Origin of the sequence: Plesiocystis pacifica SIR-1 (assembly GCF_000170895.1) — a bacterium.
In the GTDB taxonomy this organism is placed as follows: domain Bacteria; phylum Myxococcota_A; class Polyangia; order Nannocystales; family Nannocystaceae; genus Plesiocystis; species Plesiocystis pacifica.
Genome location: NZ_ABCS01000015.1, coordinates 1 through 21,970 on the forward strand (window position 1 = coordinate 1; position 21,970 = coordinate 21,970).

A 21,970-nucleotide genomic window follows, 5' to 3' on the forward strand; every position below is an offset into this window, starting at 1 on the left:
GTCCGCGCCATCATCGAGCTGCACTGGAGCTTGAGGGCGTCGACGGCCGGACCCGCTACATCCCCAAGGCGATCCTCGGCGAGCTCGAGTCCGACGACGCGGCCGCGGGCCCGCCCCCGCTCCGCTTCCACCGCGCCCTCGCGCGCCTCGGGGGCAACCGCTCGCCGCGGGTGACCGTGCTCGAGGACCGCCCCGAGGGCCCGCGCCTGCGCCTGGCCCCCGAACTTCAATCCCCCCGCAGCGAGGTCGAGGCCCTCCAGGCCCAGCTGCGCAACCGCCCGGCGGGCGAGGTCCTGCGCGCCCTCGACGAGCACGCCGCCCGCCACCCCGACGTGCCCTTTGGCCGCAGCTACGCCGCGGAGCTCGACCTGTGGACCGGCGACTACGCCCGCGCCCTCGAGCGCTTCGACGCGCTGTGGGCCGAGACCCGCACGCGCTGGGCCTACATCGGCGCGGGCGCGGCCGCGATGTTCCTGGGCGACGAGGACGGGGCGCTGGCGCGCTGGCGCGAGGGCCTGCGCGTCTACGAGCTCTACCTCGACGGCGAGGCCACCCACACCTACCAGGCCGAGCTGTGGCGCAAGCGCGGCCAGCCCGAGCGCGCCCGGGAGCTGCTCGAGCACACCCTCGCGTCCACCGGCACCCGGCTCGGCGCGTGGATCAACTGCGCCCTGGTCGGCCATGCCCTCGGCGACGCGGACCTGCGCGCGCGCGGCCTCGCCTTCGCCCAGCGCCACGCCCCGCAGCTGCTGTGGTCGGCCCAGCGCAGCGTCGAGCGCGACGCCTTCCACCCTGGGACCCGCCCGGCCATCGGAGACCCCGCCGTGCTCGAGCGCGCCCTCGTGCTCATGCGAGGCAACCGCTCCTCGGGCATGCACACCTTCTTCGACGACGAGGGCCGGTTTCGGGTGTTCGCCCACGACCACGCCCGGCGCTACCTCGAGTTCGCCGAGACCACCTCCGAGCTGGCGCTGCGGGCCCTCTACGCCCGCCTGGCGAGGCCATGAAGAAATAAAAAGGGCGGGGACTCATCCCCCGCCCACTACACGCCTGCTTCGACGCGCTCACCACTGGCACGCTTCGGCGTCCAAGGTGCTCAGCTCGCAGGCCGCCGAGACCACCGCGTCGCAGGGGACCTCGACCCCCGAGCGGCGCACGAGCTCGAACTCGAGGTTCTGCCCCTCGACCTGGCACTGCGGATCGAGGTCGTCGCCGGTGTGGGCGATCCAGCACGCGTCCGCGCCCGCGGGCAGCTCGTGGCCCCCCATCCCGTCGCGCTCGCACTCGGGCAGCTGCTCCGAGCCGCTGCTCGTGTCCTGGTAGACGTTGCAGTTGTAGTCGAGCTCCTCCGTGCTCGCGTCGATGTCCTTGACGCAGTCGCCGTAGCAGGCCGGCGGCAGCTCGACGGTGATGTTGGCGACGATGTCCTCGAGCGCGGGGGTGTAGTCCTCGGAGCACACCGAGTAGAGGTTGAGCTCGTCCTTGAACGCGCTCGGGAAGGCGCTAGCGAAGCTGACCAGGCGCACCGGCGGGACCGCGGTCTGGACCTCGCCGTTGACCACGTTGCTGCAGCCGTCGCCGATGCCGAACAGCTCCTGCGTCGAGTTGTCCGGGCTGTCGGCGTAGACGATGGCCTCGCCGTCTTGATAGCCCAGCGGCACGCCAGCGATGACCGAGACCAGGACCTCGCGGCCCGAGGTCTTTTGCGCCGCCACGCCCTCGAGCAGCTCGACGTAGTGGTCGACGGGGCGGAGCACCGCCGCGTCCCGGTCCTCCGTGGGGTTCCCGCTCGCGTCGTAGCTGGCGTCGGAGCAGCTCGCGTAGGGGCTCTCGCCCTCGCAGTCCGTGCCCGCGTTCCAGCACGCGGCCGAGGTCGCGTAGCTGACCCCGTCGGCGAAGAAGGCCCCGTCGAGGAACAGCGCGTCGGCGTGCTCGGGGTTGTAGGAGCAGTCGACCTCGTCGGTCACGACCACGACCGCGAGCAGGGCGTCGTCGCGCAAGAAGCCGTACTCCGGGCGATCGGGGTTGTGCATGTTCTCGAGCGCCCGGGCCATGGCCTCGAGGGGCGACTCCCAGCCGCAGCCGCTGATGCCCTGGGGCGCGAAGCACTGGAAGGCGTCGAGGGTCGTCACCCCCTCGGGCAAGTTGGAGACCCCGTTGTAGCTCTGGATCCACGGCCGCGCCGCCTCCTCGCTGTCCCCGCAGCCCTCCGTGGGCCGGATCTCGAGCTCCTCGCCGCTCAGCTGGCAGTGCGCCTCGCAGGCCGCCGCGAACTGATCGTTGCCGTTGAAGGTGAAGGTGCCCGGGCGATCGAGGCACGAGCTCAGGTGGAGCGAGCCGCCCGTCGCCTGGCCCTCGCAGCTGTGCCCGCCGATGTCCGTGGTCGTGATCCCGATGCGGTAGTCCGCGCCGACTTCCTCGAGCCTCTCGATGACCGGGCCAAAGTTCGCCGCGAGGTTGGCCTGCTCCTCGCCCATCGAGCCCGAGTTGTCGAGGACCAGCAAGACGTCGACCTTGCGGTTGACGTCGAGGGGCAAGGAGTTGGTCGACACCGACGAGCCCTCGATCTCCACGCCCTTGAGGTCGTGGGCGTTGCAACCACTCGCAACGACGCCAGCGAAGGTCAGCAGGGCGAAGGCGGAGAGGTTGGAAGGGCGGACCAGGGAGTTCAACGACTTGGCGCTCACGCCCCGAACCCAGAGCAAGGCGCTTGCCCTCGGGAAAAGCTCAATGATTTCGCGGCGTGCAAGCGAAGTTGCCAGCAAACCCCGTTGGCGCCCGCGCCCGCTCCCGGCAACGGCCTTACTGGCGCGAACTCTCGCCACCCACCTCTACGCCGGTCGCCAGCTCGGGCCGCCTCGCGGCGCCCCTCACCAAGTTAAGAAGTGGCGTAATCGAGGGCCCAAAAAATCTCGACATTCTTCCTTGCGCCCCAACCCATCCCCGCTACATTCGTGTTCGTTAGCGAGGTAGATGAGATGAACGCTCGAGACGAGATGACCGCACGCGCCGATTTCCTGGCCGCCGCCGCCCTGGGCTGCGCCGCCGGTAGTTGGTCCGCCGCGGGGTCGACGGACGAGGGTTGCATCGGTACCTCCGGGCTCTGGCAGTCGTCATCCGCCTGTTCATCGAGTTGTCGCTGAGCGCTCGAGCGGACCAGGCGAAGGCCGGGACCCGAGAGCACCACCGACACCGAAGACGCACTGGGGAGACTAGCCGACAGCAGGCGACGGCACCCGCTTGGAAGGCGGGCGAGACGAAAGTCCTTGGGAGTTCGACCCTCCCTCTCTCCGCTCGGGCGTGAACATTTTGGGGGGACTAGCCGACAGCAGGCGACGGCACCCGGTTGCTAGCCGGACGAGACGCATGTCCTTGGGAGTTCGACCCTCCCTCCCTCCGCTCCACGCCCACTCTTGGAGAGACCAGCCGATAGCAGGCGACGGCACCCGTTTCGAATACGGCCGGGCTCACGCCCTTGGGAGTTCGACCCTCCCTCTCTCCGCTTCGACATTTCACTGGTGAGGCAAGCCGACAGCCGGCGACGGCACCCGGTTTGAACCCGGGCGAGACCACAGTCCTTGGGAGTTCGACCCTCCCCCTCACCGTCGCTCGAATACACACAATACGTGAGCGTAGCTCAACGGTAGAGTATCGCATTGCCGATGCGAGGATGCGGGTTCGATTCCCGCCGTTCACTTCCCACTCAAACCCCACATCACGTGCATGGAGCTCGGTTGGCAGAGCACGACACTTCCAATGTTGAGGAAGCGGGTTCGATTCCCGTCATGCACTCTAGATTCCAAGACAATCACAAACACGGGCTGCTGGCTCAATGGGAGAGCACCTGGCTTGCATCCAGGGGGGTATCGGTTCGAATCCGATGCGGTCCACAACCAGAAAAACAGGTCGAGAAGTCGACAGACCCAAATCGGCATACAAAGAAATCGACAGCCGACCAATCACTCTTCCCCCCCTCACCCCAAGCGCCTCGTTCGCGCACACAACCAACGGCCCCTCCGGGGCCGGGCAGTGGGGTGGGGCCCCCCGACGGGTCCGCCCGGCGGGGGGAGGGGCCTGCAAGGCCCCTAAAACAAGGAAGAGTGAATGGAACGCGCCCAAGGGCGCCTTCCATTCACGGAGATGTAGCTCAACGGGAGAGCACGATGCTGGCAGCGTCGCGGTTGAGGGTTCGAATCCCTCCATCTCCATCCATGCTTTTCGAGCAGACAACTCAAACAATTCAGTGATCCACACATAGGGCGCCCACCGGGCTGGCTTTTGGTCTCCAAAACCGGGATGGAGGGTTCGACTCCCTCGCGCCCTGTCCCCCGAGCACGCTCGGGTCTGGTGTGATGGCGGAAATGGCTAACGCGCGTGGCTGCAGTCCACGAGACTTCCGGTTCGAGTCCGGATCGCACCTCTTTCCTTCCCCCTGCTGTGGATCCGCAGACTTTCCCCACTCTTCACCCCTGAAGAGGAGGACACTGCCATGGCCCACATCCACAGCGACAACGCCGTACCTCCGAGGGGCACTCGGGAGTACTTCCTGTACAAGCGGCGCGTACGTACGCTGGGCCGCCGCGGCGGACGGCTGGCCCGCTTCCGCGAGATCGCCCGGCACAAGCGCCTGACCATCGAGGACACCGTCTCGGGCGCCCTCGACCCGGTCTTCGTCAGCGAGTACCGCTACTTCGTGTGGAACGTCGGGCCCGTGCTGTGCGTCTACTGCAACGCGGCCCTGGACAAGAGCACGAAGACCCGGGACCACCTGGTCCCCCGGTCCAAGGGCGGACCCAACGGCGACAACCTGGTCCCGTCTTGCGCTTGCTGCAACCGGGCCAAGGCCGACGACTCGCTGCTGATGTTCCTGCATCGGCGCGCGAGCTGAGGCCCATCGAACAACCCCAAACACGAAGGGGAGTCAGGCAATGCCTGGCTCCCCTCTCTTTGTTGGCGCCGGTCTACGGCGCGCGATCAGGCCTTGTCGGGCGCGCCCCCGGCCTGCTCGCCCTTGTTTTTCTTCTTCTTGTTCTTGCCCTTCTTTTGGCCCTTCACCATGGGCGCGCCGCCCTTGAGCTTCTTCTCGAGCTTGGCCCACGAGTCGCGCAGGGTGATGGTGCGGTTGAGGACCAGCTGCCCCTCGGTGGTGTCCCGATCGACGCAAAAGTAGCCCGTGCGCTCGAGCTGCACGGTCCGCCCGGCCTCGACCTCGACCAGGGCCGGCTCGACCCGCGCGTCCGCGAGCACCGCGAGGGAGTCGGGGTTGACGTGGTCGAGGAAGGTCTTGCCCTCTTCGACGTCGAGGGGGTTCTCGACGCGGAACAGGCGGTCGTAGAGCCGCACCTGCGCCGGCTTGGCGTGGCGCGCCGAGACCCAGTGCAGCGTGCCCTTGACCTTGCGCCCGTCCGGCGCCTTGCCGCCCTTGGACGCGGGGTCCCAGGTGCAGCGCAGCTCGACGACCTCGCCGGCCTCGTCCTTGATGACCTCGGTGCAGGTCACCAGGCAGGCGTAGCGCAGGCGCACCTCCTTGCCCGGGGCGAGCCGAAACCACTTGCGCGGGGCCTCCTCGCGGAAGTCCTCGCGGTCGATGTAGAGCTCGCGGCAAAAGGGGATGTCGCGTCGGCCGTAGGACTCGTCCTCGGGGTGCAAGGGCGCGTGGAACACGTCCTCCCCGTCTTCGGGGTAGTTCTCGATGACCAGCTTGAGCGGCCGCAGCACGCCCATGTAGCGCGGCGCGACCTCGTTGAGGCGGTCGCGGATGGCGTGCTCGAACAAGGTCACGTCGACGACGCCGTCGCGCTTGGACACGCCGATGCGCTCGCAAAAGCGGACGATGGACTCGGGCGGCACGCCCCGGCGGCGCAGGGCCGAGAGCGTGGGCATGCGCGGGTCGTCCCAGCCGTCGACGTGCTTTTCCTCGACGAGCTGCCGGAGCTTGCGCTTGCTGACGATGGTGTAGCCGAGGTTGAGGCGGCCAAACTCGGTCTGCTCCGGGTGCGTGTCGACGGGGCAGTTGGCCACCACCCAGTCGTAGAGCGGGCGGTGGTCCTGGAACTCGAGCGAGCACAGCGAGTGGGTGATGTCCTCGATGGCGTCGCCGAGGGGGTGGGCGTAGTCGTACATCGGGTAGATGCACCACGCGTCCCCGGTGCGGTGGTGGTGCTGCTTCAAGATCCGGTAGAGCAGCGGGTCGCGCATGTTGAGGTTGGCGTGCTGCATGTCGATCTTGGCCCGCAGCACGTGGGCGCCCTCCTCGAACTCCCCCGCGCGCATGCGGGCGAAGAGATCGAGGTTCTCCTCGACGCTGCGCTCGCGGTGAGGGCTCTCGACGCCGGGCTTGTAGAAGTTGCCGCGCCCCTCCCGGATGGCCTCGAGGCTCTGGCTGTCGACGTAGGCCAGGCCCTCGCGGATCAGGTGCTGGGCGCATTCGTACATGCGCTCGAAGTAGTCCGAGGCGAAGCGCGGCTCGCCGGCCCACTCGAAGCCCAGCCAGGCGATGTCGCGCTGGATGGCCTCGACGAACTCGGTGTCCTCGGCGACGGGGTTGGTGTCGTCGAAGCGCAGGTTGCACTGGCCCCCGAACTCCTGGGCCATACCAAAGTCGACGCAGATCGCCTTGGCGTGGCCGATGTGCAGGTAGCCGTTGGGCTCGGGCGGAAAGCGGGTCTGGACGCGTCCGCCGTGTTTGCCGCCCTCGATGTCGGCGGCGATGAGCTCACGGACGAAGTTGGAGGGTCCGTCCTCACTGCGCTCGGGGGTCTTCCCGTCGGTGGTCACCCGGGGAGGTTTACCCCAAAGTCCGCGCAGGGGCCCGCGAACGCCGGGGCTCGGGTTGTGAGCGCGCGCAGGGCCCGTGCGCCCCACCCCGTCGACGCCAGACCCCGATCGCCGGCAGCTCGACCCCGCGGTGCTATGGTCCGCCCGTGCCGGGTCTGCTCGAGCGCCTGTTCGGTCGGCGGAGCTCTCCGCCCAAGCGCGACTATCACGAGGGGCCGAAGCTCGCCGGCCTCGACGAGGCGACAGCCCGGGCCATCGAGCTGCAAAAGCGGTACTGGCGCGACGATCCAGCCGAGCGCGCGGCGCTCGAAGAACAGGCGCGGACCGGCTCGGGCGGGGCGAGCGGCCTGGGCGGGCTCGACTGGCCCGAGGCCCTGCGCCTGCACCACCTGCGCTGCCTCGAACTCCTCGACGCGACCCCCAATCTCCGCGAGCAGCTCCTGGCGCCGGCCGAGGTCCTCGCCGAGCTCGGGGCCGCGCCCACGCCCGCGGTCCAGCACTTGGGCCCGGTCCGCGCGAGCGCCCGCGCCCTGCTCGGTCGGCGCTCGCCCTACCGCCCGCGCCACGGCTTCACCTGGCACGGCGCCGGTCCGCCCGAGGGCGAGGCGATCCCCTACTCGGACCTCCAGGGTCGGATCGTCAACGCGGCCCTGACCCACCTCGGCAGCCTCGAGGTCCTGGTCCTCGACGAGGCCTTCGAGCCCGCCGGCGTCGACTTCGTCGCCTTCGACGAGATCCAGACCCTGTCCCTCGCCCCCCGCGAGAGCCCGGAGGCGGCCACCCAGCCCCCCTTTCGACCGGCGCGCATCCTCGGCGAGTACGGCCTGGGCGACCGCGTGGTGCTCGTGCCCCTGCGCCACGGCCTGAGCTGGTACGGCCACGAGCCCAGCCTGCTCATGGGCGCGGGCGAGCGCCAGGTCGCGCCCGTCGAGCTCCGCGGCCTCGCCGATCCCACCAAGGCTCTCGCCAACCCCGAGGGCGACCGCCGCGAGCTCACGATCCGAGCGGGGCTCCAGCGCCTCGAGGTGCTCAGCGACTACGCCGAGACCGGCCTGGGCAGCGCGACCCTGGCCGAGGCCTACCAGTTCAGCCTCGCCATCGATCAGGACGACCCGCGCTTCGACGACAAGTGCCGCGGGCGCGACCTCGATCCTCGGGCCACGCGGGGCGACGTCGTCCGCGAGTCCCGGCTCCGCGCGAGCGCCCGGGCGGCCAAAAAACGCGACTGAGACCGCCTTCGCGCGCGATGTGCGGAGTGCCCAGGGCCCGGGTGACCTGCCGCGATTGCGCCCCCGCCTCGGCTGGCGTAATCAGCCCCAGCCATGGCCTGGTTCTACGAGCACTACCGCGACACGTCTGCCGTCGGCATCCACACCACGGGCAAGCTGCACGAAGAGCGCAGCGCCTTCCAGGCCATCGAGGTGCTCGAGACCAAGGGCCACGGTCGCCTGCTGACCCTCGACGGCATGGTGATGCTCACCGAGCTCGACGAGTTCGTCTACCACGACCTGCTCACCCACGTGCCGCTGTGCGCCCACGCCGATCCCAAGCAAGTGTTGGTCGTCGGCGGCGGCGACGGGGGCACGGTCCGCGAGGTCCTCAAGCACGCCAGCGTCGAGCGGGTCGTCCAGTGCGAGATCGACGAGCGCGTGACCCGGGTCTGCCAGGAGTACATCCCCTCCGTCGCCGGCTTCCTCGACGACCCCCGCGTCGAGCTGGTGTTCGAGGACGCCGTCGCCTACGTCAAGCGCCACCCAAACACCTTCGACGCCATCTTGGTCGACTCGACCGAGCCCATCGGCCCGGCCGCCGCTTTGTTCGGTGAGCCCTTCTTCCGCGACCTCGACGCGGCCCTGCGCCCCGGCGGCGTGATCAGCTCGCAGTCCGAGTCGCCCTTTTACGCCCCCGAGGTCATCCAGGGCCTGTTCGGCGCCGTGCGGCGGGTGTTCCCCGAGGTCCACGGCTACTACGGCGTGATCCCGACCTACCCCGGCGGCGGCTGGGTGTTCTGCATGGCCAGCCACAGCCGGAGCCCCGGAGACCTCGACCTCGACCGCGCCGCGGCCCTGTCCACGCGCTACTTCTCGCCGGCCGTGGCCCAGGGCGCGTTCATGCTGCCGAGCTTCGTCCGCGAGCTGGTCACGGCCGGAGACGCGCAGGCGTGAGCGTCGTCGAGCCCTCGGCGGGGCGCGAGCGCTTCCTCGGGGCGCTCCCCTCGGGAACGCAGCTGGACGAGGTCCAGGCGGCCCTCTTGGGCGTGCCCTTCGACGGCGCCGTGACCTACCGCGGCGGCGCGTCCGGAGGCCCGGCGGGGCTGCGCGCGGCCTCCGACAGCATCGAGACCTACTGCCCCAAGCTCGACGAGGACCTCGAGGATCGGCGCTACGTCGACCTGGGCGACCTCGACTGCTCGGTCCCCGACGCGGCCAGCGGGATCGCGGGCGAGACCCCCGGCGAGCGCCTATGTCGCTCGCTGCGGACCCAGCTCGACGCCCGCCTGGCCGACGCCCCCGCCCTCCCCGTGCTCGGCATCGGCGGCGATCACCTCGTCGCCTACCCCTTCCTCGAGCGCATGCTCGAGCGCCACGCCGACCTGCAGATCATCCACATCGACGCGCACATGGATCTGCGCGACGAGTGGGAGGGCGAGCCCTTCAACCACGCCAGCGTCCTCGGCCGCGCCCGGGACGTGATGGGCCCGGACCACCGCGTGCACCAGTGGGGCATCCGCTCTGGCGAGCGCAGCGAGTACCGCATGGCCCGGGAGGACGCGCGCTTCGAGCTGCTCGCGCCCACCCTCGAGGCCATCACCGCCCGCGTCACCGCGCTGTGCTCGGCCGGGCTGCCCCTCTATGTGACCCTCGACGTCGACGGCATCGACCCCGCCGACATCCCCGGTACCGGGACCCCCGAGCCCGACGGGCTGGCCTTCGGCGCCGTCGAGGCCGCCCTGGGTCTGCTCGCCACGCGCGAGGGTCGGGTCGTCGGGGCGGACATCGTCGAGCTCGCGCCGGCCCTCGATCCGACCGGGCGCTCGAGCGTCGCGGTGGCCCGGCTCGCGCGGACCTTGCTCCTGGTCCTGACCCGCTGAGTCACGCGCCAGCTGCTATGGTTCGGCGATGGCCCTCCTGGCCCACGCGCCGCTGCTCGCGGCGCTGACCCTCGGCGCGCCCCCGCCGGACTTCGCCCTGCGCGTGCACGAGGCCCCGGATCCGGCGTCGATCGTCGACGAGACCCCGGCCGACTTCGACGGCTGGGCCGAGACCCCGCGCTGCTCCGAGGCCGCTACCGAGGGGGGCGAGGGAGCCCAAACCCACGCCAGCGACGAACTCAGCCCCCCGCCCCCCGCGCGCAAGATCGGCGAGCACACCACCATCTTCGTCAACTTCGACGGCGTCTCCCTCGACACCTGCGTCCCGTCCAACAGCCACGCCAACTGCAGCTCCATCGAGGGCGGCGAGACCATCGACCCCTTCCCCGGCGACCTCGCCCAGCGGGTGGCCATCCTCGACGGCATGCGGGACATCGGCGAGGGCCTGGGCCTGCGCATCACCGGGCAGCGCCCGGGCCCCGACGAGACCTACCTGATGCTCGTCTACGGCGGCGACTCCATCGCCGAGGAGGCCCTGGGCCGGGCGCCCGCGGGGGACTGCTACGACGACCTGCCCAACCAGGTCGGCTTCGTCTACCTGGGCACGGACCGCGCCGCGTGGATCAACGGCGGCGCGTCGACGGCCATGCACGAGGCGGCGCACACCTGGGGCCTCGACCACGTCGGCCTGGACACGGCGCTGATGGCCCCCATGGGCGGGAACACCATCGCCGACTACTTCGACGGCTGCGCGCAGATCGTCCAAAACGTCGAGCTCGACCCCATCGATCCCGGCACGGCCAGCTGCCCCGACCTCAACCTCGAGCTGTGCGGCCTGGCCGACTTCCAGTACGCCACCGCCCTGATCGAGTACCTGTTCGGCGGCCCCTACGTCGACGCGCAAGCCCCCGCCCTCGAGCTGCTCTCGCCCGGGAGCGGCCGCTACTACCAGGCGCCGGCGAGCTTCTTCGTCGAGCTCGGGGTCATCGACGACCTCCACCCCCAGCGCTACGAGTTCGCCGTGACCATCCCCGGCCTCGTCGACGAGCCCAACTTCTCCGAGGTCCTCGACCCGAGCTTCGAGGTCGAGAACCTCCCCGTCGGTAGCTGGACCTTCGAGCTGCGGCTGCGCGACATGGCCGGCAACGAGGGCACGCTGAGCTTCGAGATCGAGGTCGGCGAGGATCCCCCGCGCCTCGACGACGGCTGCGCGTGCGCGGCGGTTGAGACCGATCCGCGGCGCTCGCAGGGGCTGGGCCTCGCGCTGCTCTCGACCCTGGGCGGCGTCTGGGGGCTGAGGCGCCGCCGCAGGCGAAAGTAGGGCGCCCCCTCGCCGTTGGGCAGCTTGCGCCCGGCCGCGCTCGGACGCTAAGAAAGCCGCTGCCCATGACCGACGCCACCTCGACCGCGCACGCCACCTCGCTCCCCCGCTGGGCCATCCTCGGCCTCACGGCGCTGCTGGGCACCGCATGCCCGAGCAAGATCGAGGCCGGCCCGAGCGAGGGCGAGGACCAGGCCGGGTCCGCGAGGGAGGTCACCGAGGACGACCCGCGGGTGGTCCGCGACACCGACGACCTCTACGCCAAGGAGGACGCGCCGACTCAGCCGCCGCCCCAGCCCTCCCTGGGCACGGGCCGGCCCGACGAGACCAACGGGGTGTGTCGCCTCTACGCGCCCAAGCTCCCCGACCCGCAGTGCTGCCCGGCCGAGCTCGGCTTCGACGCCGAGCGCTTCAAGGAGCTGTGCGGCCTGCCCATCTACCTGGGCGAGTCGATGCACCACACCTGCGGCTACCACTTCATGGCCGAGCCCGACGGCGACGGCCGCCTCCCGAATCCGCTGGCCGTGCGCGTGTCGAAGATCATCGACCCCGACACCAAGACCGCCGCCGAGGAGCACGACGAGCGCATCCAGGTCCGCCTCAAGCAAGAGGGCTTCACCTCCGAGCCCATCCCGGGCATCCCGGACGCCTACTGGAGCAGCCTCGAGGGGCTGCACTGGGCCTTCATCCCGGGCGAGGGCTGGGGCGCGCCGCGGCTGGTGACCTGGCGCGACGGGGTGTGCTCCGACGAGGCCATGCAGACCGTGCTCGCCGAGATGACCAGCGCCAAGCCGCCGCCGCCCAACGCCCCGCGGCCTTCCCTGGTCCCGAAGGCTCGGCACTGAGGGCCGGCCAACGCTGACCCTCCACCGGAGTCTCCCCGTCGGAGGCACGCCAGGTCGATATTGAGTTTCCCCTAACCAGGCTTCGGGTGTGGGAAGCTCTTTGCGATGCCCCTGATTCGGACCACCAGCAAGTTTAGCCAGACCCTGCAGCCTCAGCGTTACACATCCGAGCGCGAGTTGCAGGATATCATCGAGAAGCACCCCGAACTCCTCGTCGATGAGAACGAAGCGCGCGTCGCCCTCGTCTCCCGTGAGTTCGTTCTTCCCAGCGGTGCCGGCCGGCTTGATCTCCTACTCGTCGACGAGACCGGTAGACTCAGCGCAGTCGAGGTCAAGCTCGAGCGCAACGGGCAGTCACGCCGAGAGGTGTTCGCTCAGGTCTTTGACTATGCCTCCGCGCTCGCGGAATACCAGGTGACCGAGCTGAACGAGAACACGGGCGGGGGCGTCGAGAAGGCCCTACGTCAGTTGCTCGGCGCCGACAACCCGAACGCAGTAGAAGACGCTCGGCTCAACTGCGACCGGATGTTGCGCGCAGGCTCTCAGCGCGTCGTCATTGCGGTGGACTCGGCGCCTGATGACCTCGTCCGCATCGTGCGCTTCGCCAACGACCACAGCGACCTCGACATCCGGCTAGTCGAGATCGAGAAGTATGTCGCTAAAAACGAGTCCATCTTCGTCCCCCGACTCCTCGTCCAAGGAAACGAGCATGAGGCCAAAGCCTCAGAGCCTCGCCCCATCATCCACAACCTCATCGAGGTCGTCCGGCTCTTTACGCCCCCGTCAGGCATCACAGTTCATGGTCGCGCCCGTCACTACCGGGCCGTGCGGGTTGCCGGTTGGCCAGCGTCCATGCACTACGAGTTCCTCTCCTCCGGAGATCAGATCCACCCAGAACTGCACCTCGAGTCCAAGAACGTCATGCGTGTAGCGCCTGTCGTTGAAGGCCTCGCTCAAACTGTCGCCTCAGCGCTGCCGGAGTGCAACGTCCAATGGGTGACTCCTTGGCAACGTGTGGGGGGCCGCCTCCGGGTCTCTATGCCCAACGGGGCAGAACTAAGAGACTCCGTTGCAGCCATGTACAAGCTCATTGAGCTGACCAAGCAGCCTGTCGCATCCAGTTGGAACGAGGCTGCAAAACTCGATCAGTAGCTCAGCTCATTCGCTCACACGCGAACTGGGCCGACACGCGGGTGAATTCGAGACTAGCGACGTCCACGAGATGCACACTCCCCCGGTTTGCTCACCGAGGGCTCGCTCGGCATGGGTGGTGTATTCAGCTCCCGATTCGCGTTCTTTGAGGCGTGGGCCCATACCGAGATCATCGATTCGACAGACCAACTCGGCACGAGACTCGACGCTGTCCCAACGCCCCCGCCGCTCAACTCCAAGCGATCGCCCTGAGCCTACTCACCACCTAGTCGATCCAGGCTCGGCACAAAGCCGTCGCCCGTCGGCCTACTGGTCGACTTCGTCTTCTTCGGCGGCGGCCGCCGCGTCTTCCTCATCCTGACCCACGGCCGGATGCGCGGGGCGGCGGATCGGCCCGCGGGCGTCGAGCTCGTCCTGGCGCGCGGCCGCGCCCACGTTGTTGCCCGGGGTCTTCGCCTTGGCCTTGCGGGCCTCTCGGCGAGCCTCCCACTCGGCGCGCTTGGCCTCCTGCTTGGCCTTGCGCTCGTCCTTCTTGCGCTCGGCCTCGGCCTTGTCCCACCAGGTCCGCTGCTTGACGGGCCGAAAACGCTTCTCGTCGTCCTCGTCCATCTCGATGCCGTAGCGGTCGTAGAGGCGCTCGGGCAGCTGGGCGTGGACGGTGGTCTTGCAGGTGATGGTCTCCTGCTCTTTTTGCTTGAAGGGCGCCTTCCACTGGTCCCAGCCACCTTGCTTGATGACCACGTTCCAGTGCGGGACCTTGGTGTAGCGGCGCACGAAGGTCACGGACTTGGCCGGCTCGCCCTCATGGTTGCGCTCCCAGTCGCGGCACACCCAGGCGCCGTAGATGCGCTGATAGTGCTTCTTGCCGTTGATCCGGCGGTTGATCTTTCCGCCGCGGTCGTACCAGAGGTAGGGGTAGCGATCGATGCCCCAGATGTCCTGGCGGTAGTCCCACAGCTCGCCCTCCTGATCCTCCACGAACACGCGCACGAAGGTGTTGGTGCGGTTCGGGTTGGGGGCGAACATCGCCCAGCTCTGGTTGAGGCGGGCGGCGTTGAAGTACTTGTAGCCGTAGACCCCGTCGAGGAACTCCTTGTGGAAGGTCTTGGCCAAGCCCTTGCTGGGCGTGTTCCAGACCAGCAGCGTGGAGGTCTGGTAGGCGACGAAGATGCTGACGAGCAGGATGCCCCACAGCGGGTAGGCCCAGCGGCTCTCGGGGCGCCTGTGCGAGGGCACGGGCGGATCCGAGAGCAGGGTCTCGTGCAGCGGGCGCTCGACGCCGTCGTCGTTCATCGGGTCGGGGTCGGCCTCGAGGGTCGCGTCGCCATCCTCGGCGCTGGCGTGGCCCTCTGGCGGGGTCACGTCAGCGGTGTTTTCGGACTCGGGCCCGTCCTCGCGCACGTCGGACATCCTGGGGATTGTGCCAGACCCCCCGACAGACTCCACCGCAGTTTGTGCCGATACGTGCGCTTTGCGTGAGCTGACGCGCCTCGGTCTGGGTCCAAAGACACCCTGCCGGAGTGAGGTGCGCACCCTCCACAGATCTCTGCGCCGCCCATGGAGTCTTCCCGCCGCTTCGTTCGTCTAGTGCACAGCCGCCCATGCACGACGCCTCCGCGAGCCCGAACCTCCCTGCTCCCCTCGCCTCGACGGAGCCGAGCGCCCCCAGCTCCCTGCCCGGGCGCCTCGCCGCCCTCGCGGCCCTCGCCGTGTCCGGCTGCTGCCTGGTCGTCAGCGCCGGCATGTGGCCCCTCAACCTGGAGTGGATCCCGGGCTTCACGGCGCTGGTGATCCTCTACGCCGTGGCCGCCGCGGGCCTGTGGTCGAGCCGCGGCTGGGCCCGCTACCTGGGCCTGGGGACGGCCCTGTGGGGCCTGGTCTGCTTCGTCCAGGCCACCTTCGTCATCGGCCCGCAGCGCTTCGCCCTCGCTGGCATCGCCCTGCACGCGCTGATGCTGCTGTTCACCCTCGTGCAGCGACCGGCACAGGGCGGCGCCGTCGATCGCCGCCACGCCTTCGCCATGACCTGCGCCAACGCGGCCCTGCCCTGCGCCCTGGTCTACGGCCTCGCGCCTCAGCACGACTGGCTCGTCGGCGCCGGAGTCATCGGCGGCGCGGCGGTGGTCGTGGCCGCGTGCGCCGGGCTCGGCCGCGGCCGCACCTGGGGCCTGTTCGCGGCGCTATTCGGCGCGGTGTTGATCGCGGTGACCACCGCCCGGGCGCCGGCCACCGGCTGGCTCGTCCACCCCCACGCGATCTTGCCCAACGAGAACCCGCTCGCGCTCTTGGGCCTCGGCGTCGCCGCCTCGTCCCTGGCCTTCCTCGCGGTCACGCCCTACTTCGGGCCGATCGTCCGCTTTTTGATGCGCCCCTCGAGCGAGTAACTAATCGGCCTGGCGCAGCACCCGACCGATGTGACTGCGCCGCGCGGCCTGGGGCGGCCGGCGCATGGCCTCGACCATCTGGTCGATGCCCGCGACCGTGAGCGTGTACATCGGGAACACCCGGCGGATCTCGCTGATCGTCGGGGCGTCCCACAGGCGCTCGGGCTCGGGGTTGATCCACCCCGAGCGCGGGAAGTGGTCGGCGAGCTTGGCCAGGCAGCGCAGGCCGCTCGGCGCCCGGTCGAGGGTCCAGAAATTCGAGCTGGTCATCATCAGCTCGCCGGGGTGCATCCACGCGTCGCCGACCAGGCACAGGTGCCAGTTGGCGTCCTTGGTCCGCAGCAGGTGGTCGATGGGCACGGGCTTGGTGAAGGCCGCGTCCTCGTAGACCTTGGAGTAGACGCAGTTGTGGAAGTAGTAGGACTCGAGCTCCTTGAAGCCGCCGTGCTTGTGGGCCGCCGAGAACAGCCGGCTGACGAGCTCGGCGTGGGGGTCCATGCTGCCGCCGACGTCGAGGAGCAAGAGCATGCGGACGTCGTTCTTTCGCGGCGGCCGCATGACGATCTCGAGGTCGCCGCAGTTGCGCGCGGTCTCGTCCACGGTCATGTCGATGTCGAGCTCTTCGATGCCGCCCTTGCGCTGGAGCCGACGCAGCCGTCGCAGCGCCGTGCCGAGCTGGCGCGTATCCAGGACCAGGTCCTTGCGAAACTCCCGGAAGCGGCGCGAGTCGGCGACGGCCAGGGCCGAGCGCCCGCCCCCAGAGCCGCCCATGCGCACGCCCGCGGGGTTCATGCCGCCCTGGCCAAAGGGCGAGGTCCCGCCCGTGCCGACCCAGCGGTTGCCGCCCTCGTGGCGTTTTTTCTGCTCGGCCAGGCGCTCGAGCAGCTGGCGGCGCAATTCTTCGATGCCCAGCTCGTCGATGAGCTCGCGCAGGGCCGGGTCGAGGTGGAGCAGCTGCTGGGGATCTTTGAGCCACTCGGCGAGCTGCTCGGTGAAGGCCTCGAGGTCCGCGATCACCCCGCGGAAGCTCTCGCCGAAGGCCAGGTCGAAGCCGTCGTAGTCGCCCTCGTCGTTGACGAGGATGCAGCGCGCGACGGCGTAGAAGCCGTCGAGGCTCGAGTCGTGCAGGCCCTGGCCGAGGGCGTCGAGGAGCGCGAGCCAGTTGTGCGCGCTGACCTTCACGCCCCGGGCGCGGAGCTTGTAGAAGAAGTCGAGGAAGAGCGGGACCCCTCGCCCGCCCGCGCGCATGTCGACGGCGGGCACTTCAGTACCTCCCGCCGCGCCCGCCCCCCGAGGCGCCGCGCTCGACCCGGGCGACGTCCTGCTCCTTCTTGAGCAGCACGCCCAGGAAGGGCAGGCGCGCGCCGAGCAGCTTGGCGGGGTCGATGTCGGCGTGGCGCAGGGCGGCGATCCAGTCGATCAGCTCGCTCGTGCTCGGGGGCTTGCGCAGGCCCTCCGTCGCGCGCAGGCGGTAGAAGGCCTCGAGGGCGCTGGCGAGCAGCTCGTCCTCGATGCGCGGGTGGTGCACGGCGACGATCCGGGCCATGAGCTCGCGGTCCGGGAAGGCGATCCAGTGGAACACGCAGCGGCGCAGGAAGGCGTCGGGGAGCTCCTTTTCGTTGTTGCTCGTGATGATCACGATGGGCCGCTTGGCCGCCGTCAGCGTCCGCCCGGTCTCGGGGATCGTGAAGCTCATGGCGTCGAGCTCGTGGAGCAGGTCGTTGGGGAACTCGAGGTCCGCCTTGTCGATCTCGTCGATGAGCACCACGGTCTGCTCCTCGAGCTCGAAGGCGCGCCCCAGCGGCCCCAGCGAGATGTACTTGGCGATGTCGCCGACGTCGCCGTCGCCGAAGCGGCTGTCGTGGAGGCGCTTGACCGTGTCGTACTGGTAGAGGCCCTCGACGGCCTTGGTCGTCGACTTGACCTGCCAGCGCAGCAGCTCCTTGCCCAGCTGCTGGGCGAGGTCGACGGCGAGCAGGGTCTTGCCGGTGCCAGGCTCGCCCTTGATCAGCAGGGGGCGACCGATCGCCATGGCGACGTCGACGGCCTTGGCGAGCTCGTCAGAAACGATGTAGCGGTCACTGGACGCGAACTGACTCATGGATGGCGGAGTATGGCACAGCGTTCCGAGGCCGCCCGGCGGGCCCTGCTCACCCGGCCAACTTCCGCGCGCCGCGAGGGCTGTGGCATACCCGAACTGTCATGCGCTGCCGTGCCTCCGCACCTGATGCCCCGCCCGCTCGGGCGAGGGCGGCGAAGCTGGCGCGGTGGGTCGCGCTGCTGGCTACGCTCGCCTGCCACGGCGAGGGCGAGAGCGACGAGCCCAAAGACGATCGCCCGAGCGCGGCGGCCCCCGTCGAGCACCCCGCGGCGACGGCCGAGTCTCCGAGCGCCGAGCCCGAGCCGACGCGCGCCGAGGTCCCGCCCTACACCCCGGCCTCGACCCTCGGCGAGCCCGTCGACCTTCGCCGTGCCCGCAGCGTGCGCACCGTGTACCGGGCGACCGACAAGCAGTCCGGATCCCGGGGGCGCATCCCCAGCAAGGAGCGCTTCCACGTCTACGCCCACGCCGAGCCCACGCCGGACTGCGGCGCTGGCTGGGCCCAGGTCGCCGACGCCGGCTGGGTGTGCCTGTCGCGGACCGATCCCGACACCGCCGCGCCCGATCCCCTGCCGCGCCTGCTCGAGGGCTCGGACCTGCCCTTCGTCTACGCCCGCCACAAGGCCCACGCCGACGACGCGACCCCGCCCCTGCCCGTCTACCGCAGCGTCCGCTCGTTCAACGCGGGCGACGATCCCGTCGAGGCGCTGCCCGCCTACGGGAGCTACGCCTTCCTGCGCTACCGCTGGAACAAGGGCACGCCGGTGATGCTCACCGCGACCAAGCGCGCGGTCCCGGCCGCCGAGCTGCACCGCTTCGACCCCAGCGCCTTCGAAGGTCGAGACCTCCGCGAGCGCCCGCTGCCCGAGGCCGTGCTCGAAGGTCGCTGGCAGCTCGCGTGGTCCAAGCGCTGGAAGGCCGCGGTGCTCGCCACGCCCGACCCAAAGGCGAGGGTCCTGGGCCACCTGCCCCAGCAAGGCGAGCTCTACGTCAACCCAACGAGCGCCCCCGGCCCCGGCGGCGAGCCCTACTTCGAGGTCCTCGCCCTCGAGCCCGGCACCGGCCTGACCCCGGAAAAGCGGCGCTCCGATCCCGCCGCGCTCGCGGGCGGCTGGGTCGCGGGCGACGATCTGCGCCGCTGGCTGCCCCTCCCGCCGGAGGGCGGCACGGGCGACGCGGGCAGCTTCCTCGCGGGCGAGCGCCTGCTCGACGTCGACCTCGACGAGCAGATGCTGACGGTCTGGCACGAGGGCGAGCCGATCTACGTCACCCTCGTGTCTTCGGGCCGCGCCGGCGATCGCACCCCGCCGGGCCTGTACCGCGTCAAGACCAAGTACGCCTTCGGCAAGATGGCCAGCCTGCCCAGCGACGACGATCCCTACTTCGTCGAGGCGGTCCCCTGGGCCATCTACTTCAGCGGCCGCTACGCCTTCCATGCCGCCTACTGGCACGGGCGCTTCGGTCAACGCATGAGCCACGGCTGCGTCAACCTCAGCCCCCGCGACGCCAAGCGGGTGTTCGAGCTGTCGACGCCGACCCTCCCCGACGGCTGGCGCATCGTCCACGAGCACCCCGTCGACCCCGGGACGCAGGTCCGCGTTCGCCGAGCGGGGCACGAGCTGCCCGATCGCCGCAAGCTGCTCGAGTAGCCCCGCACCAGCCGCGATCGACCCTGCACGGCCCGAACTCCCCGCAGACGGGGGCGCCAGGGCTGATACCATCGCGTCAATGGCGGAGAGTTCGGAGCAGGCCCAACGAGCTGACGAGTCGGCGTCCAAGGCCAAGGCCGAGCCCAAGACGGCTGGAGGCGGCGCAGACACGGACGGCGTCTCGCGGATCACCGCCGACCTGCTCGAGATCGAGATGCCGGCCCCCCACAGCATCGGGACGACCGCAAGCTCGAGCATGCTCTTCCTGGTCGCGGCGGTGTGCCTGTCGGCCTACGTGTTCACCGAGCTGGTGTTCGGCAAGTTCGAGCTCAACGCGGTCTACCTGCTGCTGAGCCTGTCGGCGGCGCTGAGCTGGGCGGCCTACGCCATGCGCGAGCGCGGCCACGAAGAAGCCTGGGCCGGCGCCGTCGGGGCCTGCGTGGTGACGACCATGTTCTGGGGCGGCGAGCACCTGGCCACGGCCAACCTGCTCAGCGGCATCCTGATCACCCTGACCTGGGCCGGCATGCTCTTGCACCCGCAGTGGAACACGGCCCTGGGCCTGTACTCGGTGTTCGTGCTCTACACCGTCAAGGGCCTGCCGCGGGCCGACGACGACTTCGGCATCCCCGTGGTCATGGCCTTCGTGCTCGTGCCCATCGCCCTCGGCGCGGCCTTGCACCTGCGCGAGCGCAGCGTCGACAACCAGGTCAAGGCCAGCCTCAGCAAGCTCGCCAAGCAGCGCCAGGAGCTCGAGCAGCGCCTGCAGGCCAAGATGGACGAGCTCGAGCTGTCCCGCGAGCAGCTGTTCGAGGCCCAGAAGCTCAAGACCGTCGGCACCATGGCCTCGGGCCTGGCCCACGAGCTCAACAACATCCTCACCCCGATCCGCGGCCACGCCGAGCTCATCGCCGAGGGCGCGGCCAGCACGGAGCAGAGCCGGCGCTACGGCCAGCGCATCCTCGACTCCGCCGCCGCGGCCGCGCAGATCACCGGCGCGCTGCTGACCTACACCCGCCAGGGCACCTTCCAGCCCGTGCGCTCCAACCTCCGCCAGCTGCTCCAGGCGCAGATCCTGCCCGTGCTCTCGCGCAGCCTGCCCGGCAACGTACGCCTCAAGGTCGACCTGGCCCGCAACGTGTCCGTGGACGTGGACCGCGTGCTCTTGCAGCAGGCCGTGGCCAACCTGGTGTTCAACGCCGTCGACGCCATGCCCGAGGGCGGCGAGATCACCATCAGCCTGGGGACCAGCTCGCGCCCCCACGCCGAGGCCGAAGAGGACAAGGTCGACGTCAACGACGGGGTCCCGCGCAGCGCCGTGCTGACCGTGGCCGACACCGGCACCGGCATCGACGACGAGCACATCGACCAGATCTTCGATCCCTTCTTCACCACAAAGCCGTGGGCTCGGGCAGCGGCCTGGGCCTGGCCATGCTCATGGGCACGGTCACCCGCCACCACGGCCGCGTGCTCGTGGACAGCGTCATCGGCCAGGGCACGACCTTCACGATCCTGCTCCCGCTGGTCGTCGCCGAGGACCGCGACAGCTCGCACAAGCCCTGGCCCGTGCTCGGCGGCGACTCCAACGGCCCCGTGGTCGTCGTGCTGACCGAGGACCAAGACGCCCTCGACGAGTTCGAGGAGCTGCTCGAGGCCACGGAGTGCAAGCCGATCTGCACCTCCGACCCCAAGGGCGCCGCGCCCTTGCTGACCGAGATGGGCGACAAGGTCGACCTGCTGATCCTCGACCTCGAGATCGAGGGCTCGACGCGCATGTTCAAGAGCGTCCGCGAGCTCAACCCCGACATGCCGGTGATCTTGCTGTCCGACTCGCCCACCGATCCCACGGTCCAGCGGATGATCGGCGCGGGCCCGACCCGCTCGGTCCGCAAGCCCATGGACGGCCGGCTGTTCTCGGCCCTGCTGACCGACCTGCTCCACCCCTCCGAGGGCTACGTCCGCGACTTCACCCCGGTCCCGATCGGCCCGGGGGCGGACTCGTCTGGACCCCACCCGCGGGCCTGAGCGCGCCATGTCGCAGCCGCCTCAGCCGACCCAGCCGGCTCAGCCCGAGTTCACCACGGCGCGGCTGTGGCTGCGCCACGTCCAGCCCGAGGACCTCGACGATCTGATCGCGCTCGACTCGGACCCCGAGGTCATGCGCTTCATCAGCGGCGGCAAGCCCAACACCCGGGCGGACTACCTGGGCGACCAGACCAAGGCCGGCCTGCTCGCGCGCATGACCGCCTACTCGAACCAGGACCCGCCCAACCCCCAGGGCTACTTCAGCGCGTTCATGGGTGAGGCGCGCCGCTTCGTGGGCTGGTTTCACCTGCGCCCGAGCGTGTTCGACCCCGAGGTCCCCGAGCTGGGCTACCGGCTGATCCGCGGCGTGTGGGGCCAAGGCCTCGCCTCCGAGGGCTCCCGCGCCCTGGTCGCGTACGCCTTCGACACCCTCGGGGTCGCGGCCGTCGACGCCTGCGCCCTGCCGGACAACGCCGCGTCCATCGCCGTGATGCGCAAGTTCGGCATGCGCCTCGTGGGCGAGTCGGCGCACCCCATCGCGCCACAGCTACAGGTCGTCCGCTACCTGGTCACGCGCGAGCAGTGGGCGGCGCGGGGCTGAGGACCTCGCGTTGATCGCGGACCC

Annotated in this window: 17 protein-coding genes and 8 tRNA genes; 20 read left to right on the top strand and 5 right to left on the bottom strand. The window is 69.9% G+C overall.

Annotation, left to right across the window (positions count from 1 at the left end):
• Positions 1-1,007 (top strand): tetratricopeptide repeat protein (locus PPSIR1_RS09775; protein WP_006970874.1); only part of this gene is annotated, 1,007 nt, incomplete at its 5' end.
• Between the two features lie 57 nt (positions 1,008-1,064).
• Here the strand turns inward: PPSIR1_RS09775 and PPSIR1_RS09780 are convergent.
• Positions 1,065-2,687 (bottom strand): vWA domain-containing protein, encoded by a 1,623-nt coding sequence (locus tag PPSIR1_RS09780; protein WP_045115744.1) that lies wholly within the window; start codon positions 2,685-2,687, stop codon positions 1,065-1,067.
• Positions 2,688-3,205: 518 nt separating this feature from the next.
• On the opposite strand from PPSIR1_RS09780, the gene PPSIR1_RS47630 reads away from it, so the two are divergent.
• From PPSIR1_RS47630 to PPSIR1_RS09810, 9 genes are all read left to right on the top strand, one after another.
• A tRNA-Ser gene (locus PPSIR1_RS47630) sits at positions 3,206-3,293 on the top strand.
• Between the two features lie 18 nt (positions 3,294-3,311).
• A tRNA-Ser gene (locus PPSIR1_RS47635) sits at positions 3,312-3,399 on the top strand.
• 227 nt (positions 3,400-3,626) lie between these two features.
• Positions 3,627-3,697, top strand: a tRNA-Gly gene (locus PPSIR1_RS09785).
• A 22-nt stretch (positions 3,698-3,719) separates the two neighbouring features.
• A tRNA-Gly gene (locus PPSIR1_RS09790) sits at positions 3,720-3,792 on the top strand.
• 26 nt (positions 3,793-3,818) lie between these two features.
• Positions 3,819-3,890, top strand: a tRNA-Ala gene (locus PPSIR1_RS09795).
• A gap of 246 nt (positions 3,891-4,136) precedes the next feature.
• Positions 4,137-4,208 (top strand) — tRNA-Ala (locus tag PPSIR1_RS09800).
• Positions 4,209-4,256: 48 nt separating this feature from the next.
• Positions 4,257-4,324 (top strand) — tRNA-Trp (locus PPSIR1_RS47640).
• 22 nt (positions 4,325-4,346) lie between these two features.
• A tRNA-Cys gene (locus PPSIR1_RS09805) sits at positions 4,347-4,420 on the top strand.
• 69 nt (positions 4,421-4,489) lie between these two features.
• On the top strand, positions 4,490-4,888 hold the full coding sequence (locus tag PPSIR1_RS09810; RefSeq protein ID WP_006970876.1) for an HNH endonuclease: 399 nt from the start codon (positions 4,490-4,492) through the stop codon (positions 4,886-4,888).
• An 86-nt stretch (positions 4,889-4,974) separates the two neighbouring features.
• On the opposite strand, the gene PPSIR1_RS09815 is transcribed toward PPSIR1_RS09810, so the two are convergent.
• Positions 4,975-6,777 carry a glutamine--tRNA ligase/YqeY domain fusion protein gene (locus tag PPSIR1_RS09815; protein WP_006970877.1) on the bottom strand — a complete coding sequence of 601 codons (1,803 nt, stop codon included), beginning with the start codon at positions 6,775-6,777 and terminating at the stop codon, positions 4,975-4,977.
• A 146-nt stretch (positions 6,778-6,923) separates the two neighbouring features.
• Between PPSIR1_RS09815 and PPSIR1_RS09820 the strand changes: the two genes are divergently transcribed.
• From PPSIR1_RS09820 to PPSIR1_RS09845, 6 genes are all read left to right on the top strand, one after another.
• Positions 6,924-8,006, top strand: coding sequence for a hypothetical protein (locus PPSIR1_RS09820; RefSeq protein ID WP_006970878.1), 1,083 nt, complete (start codon positions 6,924-6,926; stop codon positions 8,004-8,006).
• A 93-nt stretch (positions 8,007-8,099) separates the two neighbouring features.
• On the top strand, positions 8,100-8,942 hold the full coding sequence (gene speE / locus PPSIR1_RS09825; RefSeq protein WP_006970879.1) for a polyamine aminopropyltransferase: 843 nt from the start codon (positions 8,100-8,102) through the stop codon (positions 8,940-8,942).
• Complete coding sequence (speB, locus tag PPSIR1_RS09830) at positions 8,939-9,868, top strand: agmatinase (protein ID WP_006970880.1); 930 nt, start codon at positions 8,939-8,941, stop codon at positions 9,866-9,868. Before speE ends, speB begins: the two co-directional genes overlap by 4 nt.
• 28 nt (positions 9,869-9,896) lie before the next feature.
• Positions 9,897-11,189 carry a zinc metalloprotease gene (locus PPSIR1_RS09835; RefSeq protein WP_006970881.1) on the top strand — a complete coding sequence of 431 codons (1,293 nt, stop codon included), beginning with the start codon at positions 9,897-9,899 and terminating at the stop codon, positions 11,187-11,189.
• A 65-nt stretch (positions 11,190-11,254) separates the two neighbouring features.
• Entirely contained in the window at positions 11,255-12,034 is a 780-nt protein-coding gene (locus PPSIR1_RS09840; protein ID WP_006970882.1) for a hypothetical protein, read from the top strand.
• Positions 12,035-12,139: 105 nt separating this feature from the next.
• A complete protein-coding gene (locus tag PPSIR1_RS09845) occupies positions 12,140-13,186 on the top strand; it encodes an endonuclease NucS domain-containing protein (protein WP_006970883.1) in 1,047 nt (348 codons plus the stop codon).
• 306 nt (positions 13,187-13,492) lie between these two features.
• Here the strand turns inward: PPSIR1_RS09845 and PPSIR1_RS09850 are convergent, their stop codons facing one another.
• A complete protein-coding gene (locus PPSIR1_RS09850) occupies positions 13,493-14,596 on the bottom strand; it encodes a hypothetical protein (protein WP_006970884.1) in 1,104 nt (367 codons plus the stop codon).
• Positions 14,597-14,787: 191 nt separating this feature from the next.
• Between PPSIR1_RS09850 and PPSIR1_RS09855 the strand changes: the two genes are divergently transcribed.
• A complete protein-coding gene (locus tag PPSIR1_RS09855) occupies positions 14,788-15,570 on the top strand; it encodes a hypothetical protein (RefSeq protein ID WP_006970885.1) in 783 nt (260 codons plus the stop codon).
• Here the strand turns inward: PPSIR1_RS09855 and PPSIR1_RS09860 are convergent, their stop codons facing one another.
• A complete protein-coding gene (locus PPSIR1_RS09860; protein WP_006970886.1) occupies positions 15,571-16,833 on the bottom strand; it encodes a VWA domain-containing protein in 1,263 nt (420 codons plus the stop codon).
• A gap of 1 nt (position 16,834) precedes the next feature.
• Positions 16,835-17,671: an AAA family ATPase gene (locus tag PPSIR1_RS09865; protein WP_006970887.1), complete on the bottom strand. Its 837-nt coding sequence runs from the start codon at positions 17,669-17,671 to the stop codon at positions 16,835-16,837.
• 101 nt (positions 17,672-17,772) lie between these two features.
• On the opposite strand from PPSIR1_RS09865, the gene PPSIR1_RS42325 reads away from it, so the two are divergent.
• The 3 genes from PPSIR1_RS42325 to PPSIR1_RS09885 all read left to right on the top strand — a co-directional run bounded on the left by PPSIR1_RS42325 (position 17,773) and on the right by PPSIR1_RS09885 (position 21,946).
• Positions 17,773-19,320, top strand: a complete 1,548-nt coding sequence (locus PPSIR1_RS42325) for a L,D-transpeptidase (protein WP_006970888.1) — start codon at positions 17,773-17,775, stop codon at positions 19,318-19,320.
• 79 nt (positions 19,321-19,399) lie between these two features.
• Positions 19,400-20,929 (top strand): sensor histidine kinase, encoded by a 1,530-nt coding sequence (locus PPSIR1_RS09875; RefSeq protein ID WP_006970889.1) that lies wholly within the window; start codon positions 19,400-19,402, stop codon positions 20,927-20,929.
• 423 nt (positions 20,930-21,352) lie between these two features.
• A complete protein-coding gene (locus PPSIR1_RS09885) occupies positions 21,353-21,946 on the top strand; it encodes a GNAT family N-acetyltransferase (RefSeq protein WP_006970891.1) in 594 nt (197 codons plus the stop codon).
• Positions 21,947-21,970: the final 24 nt, after the last annotated feature.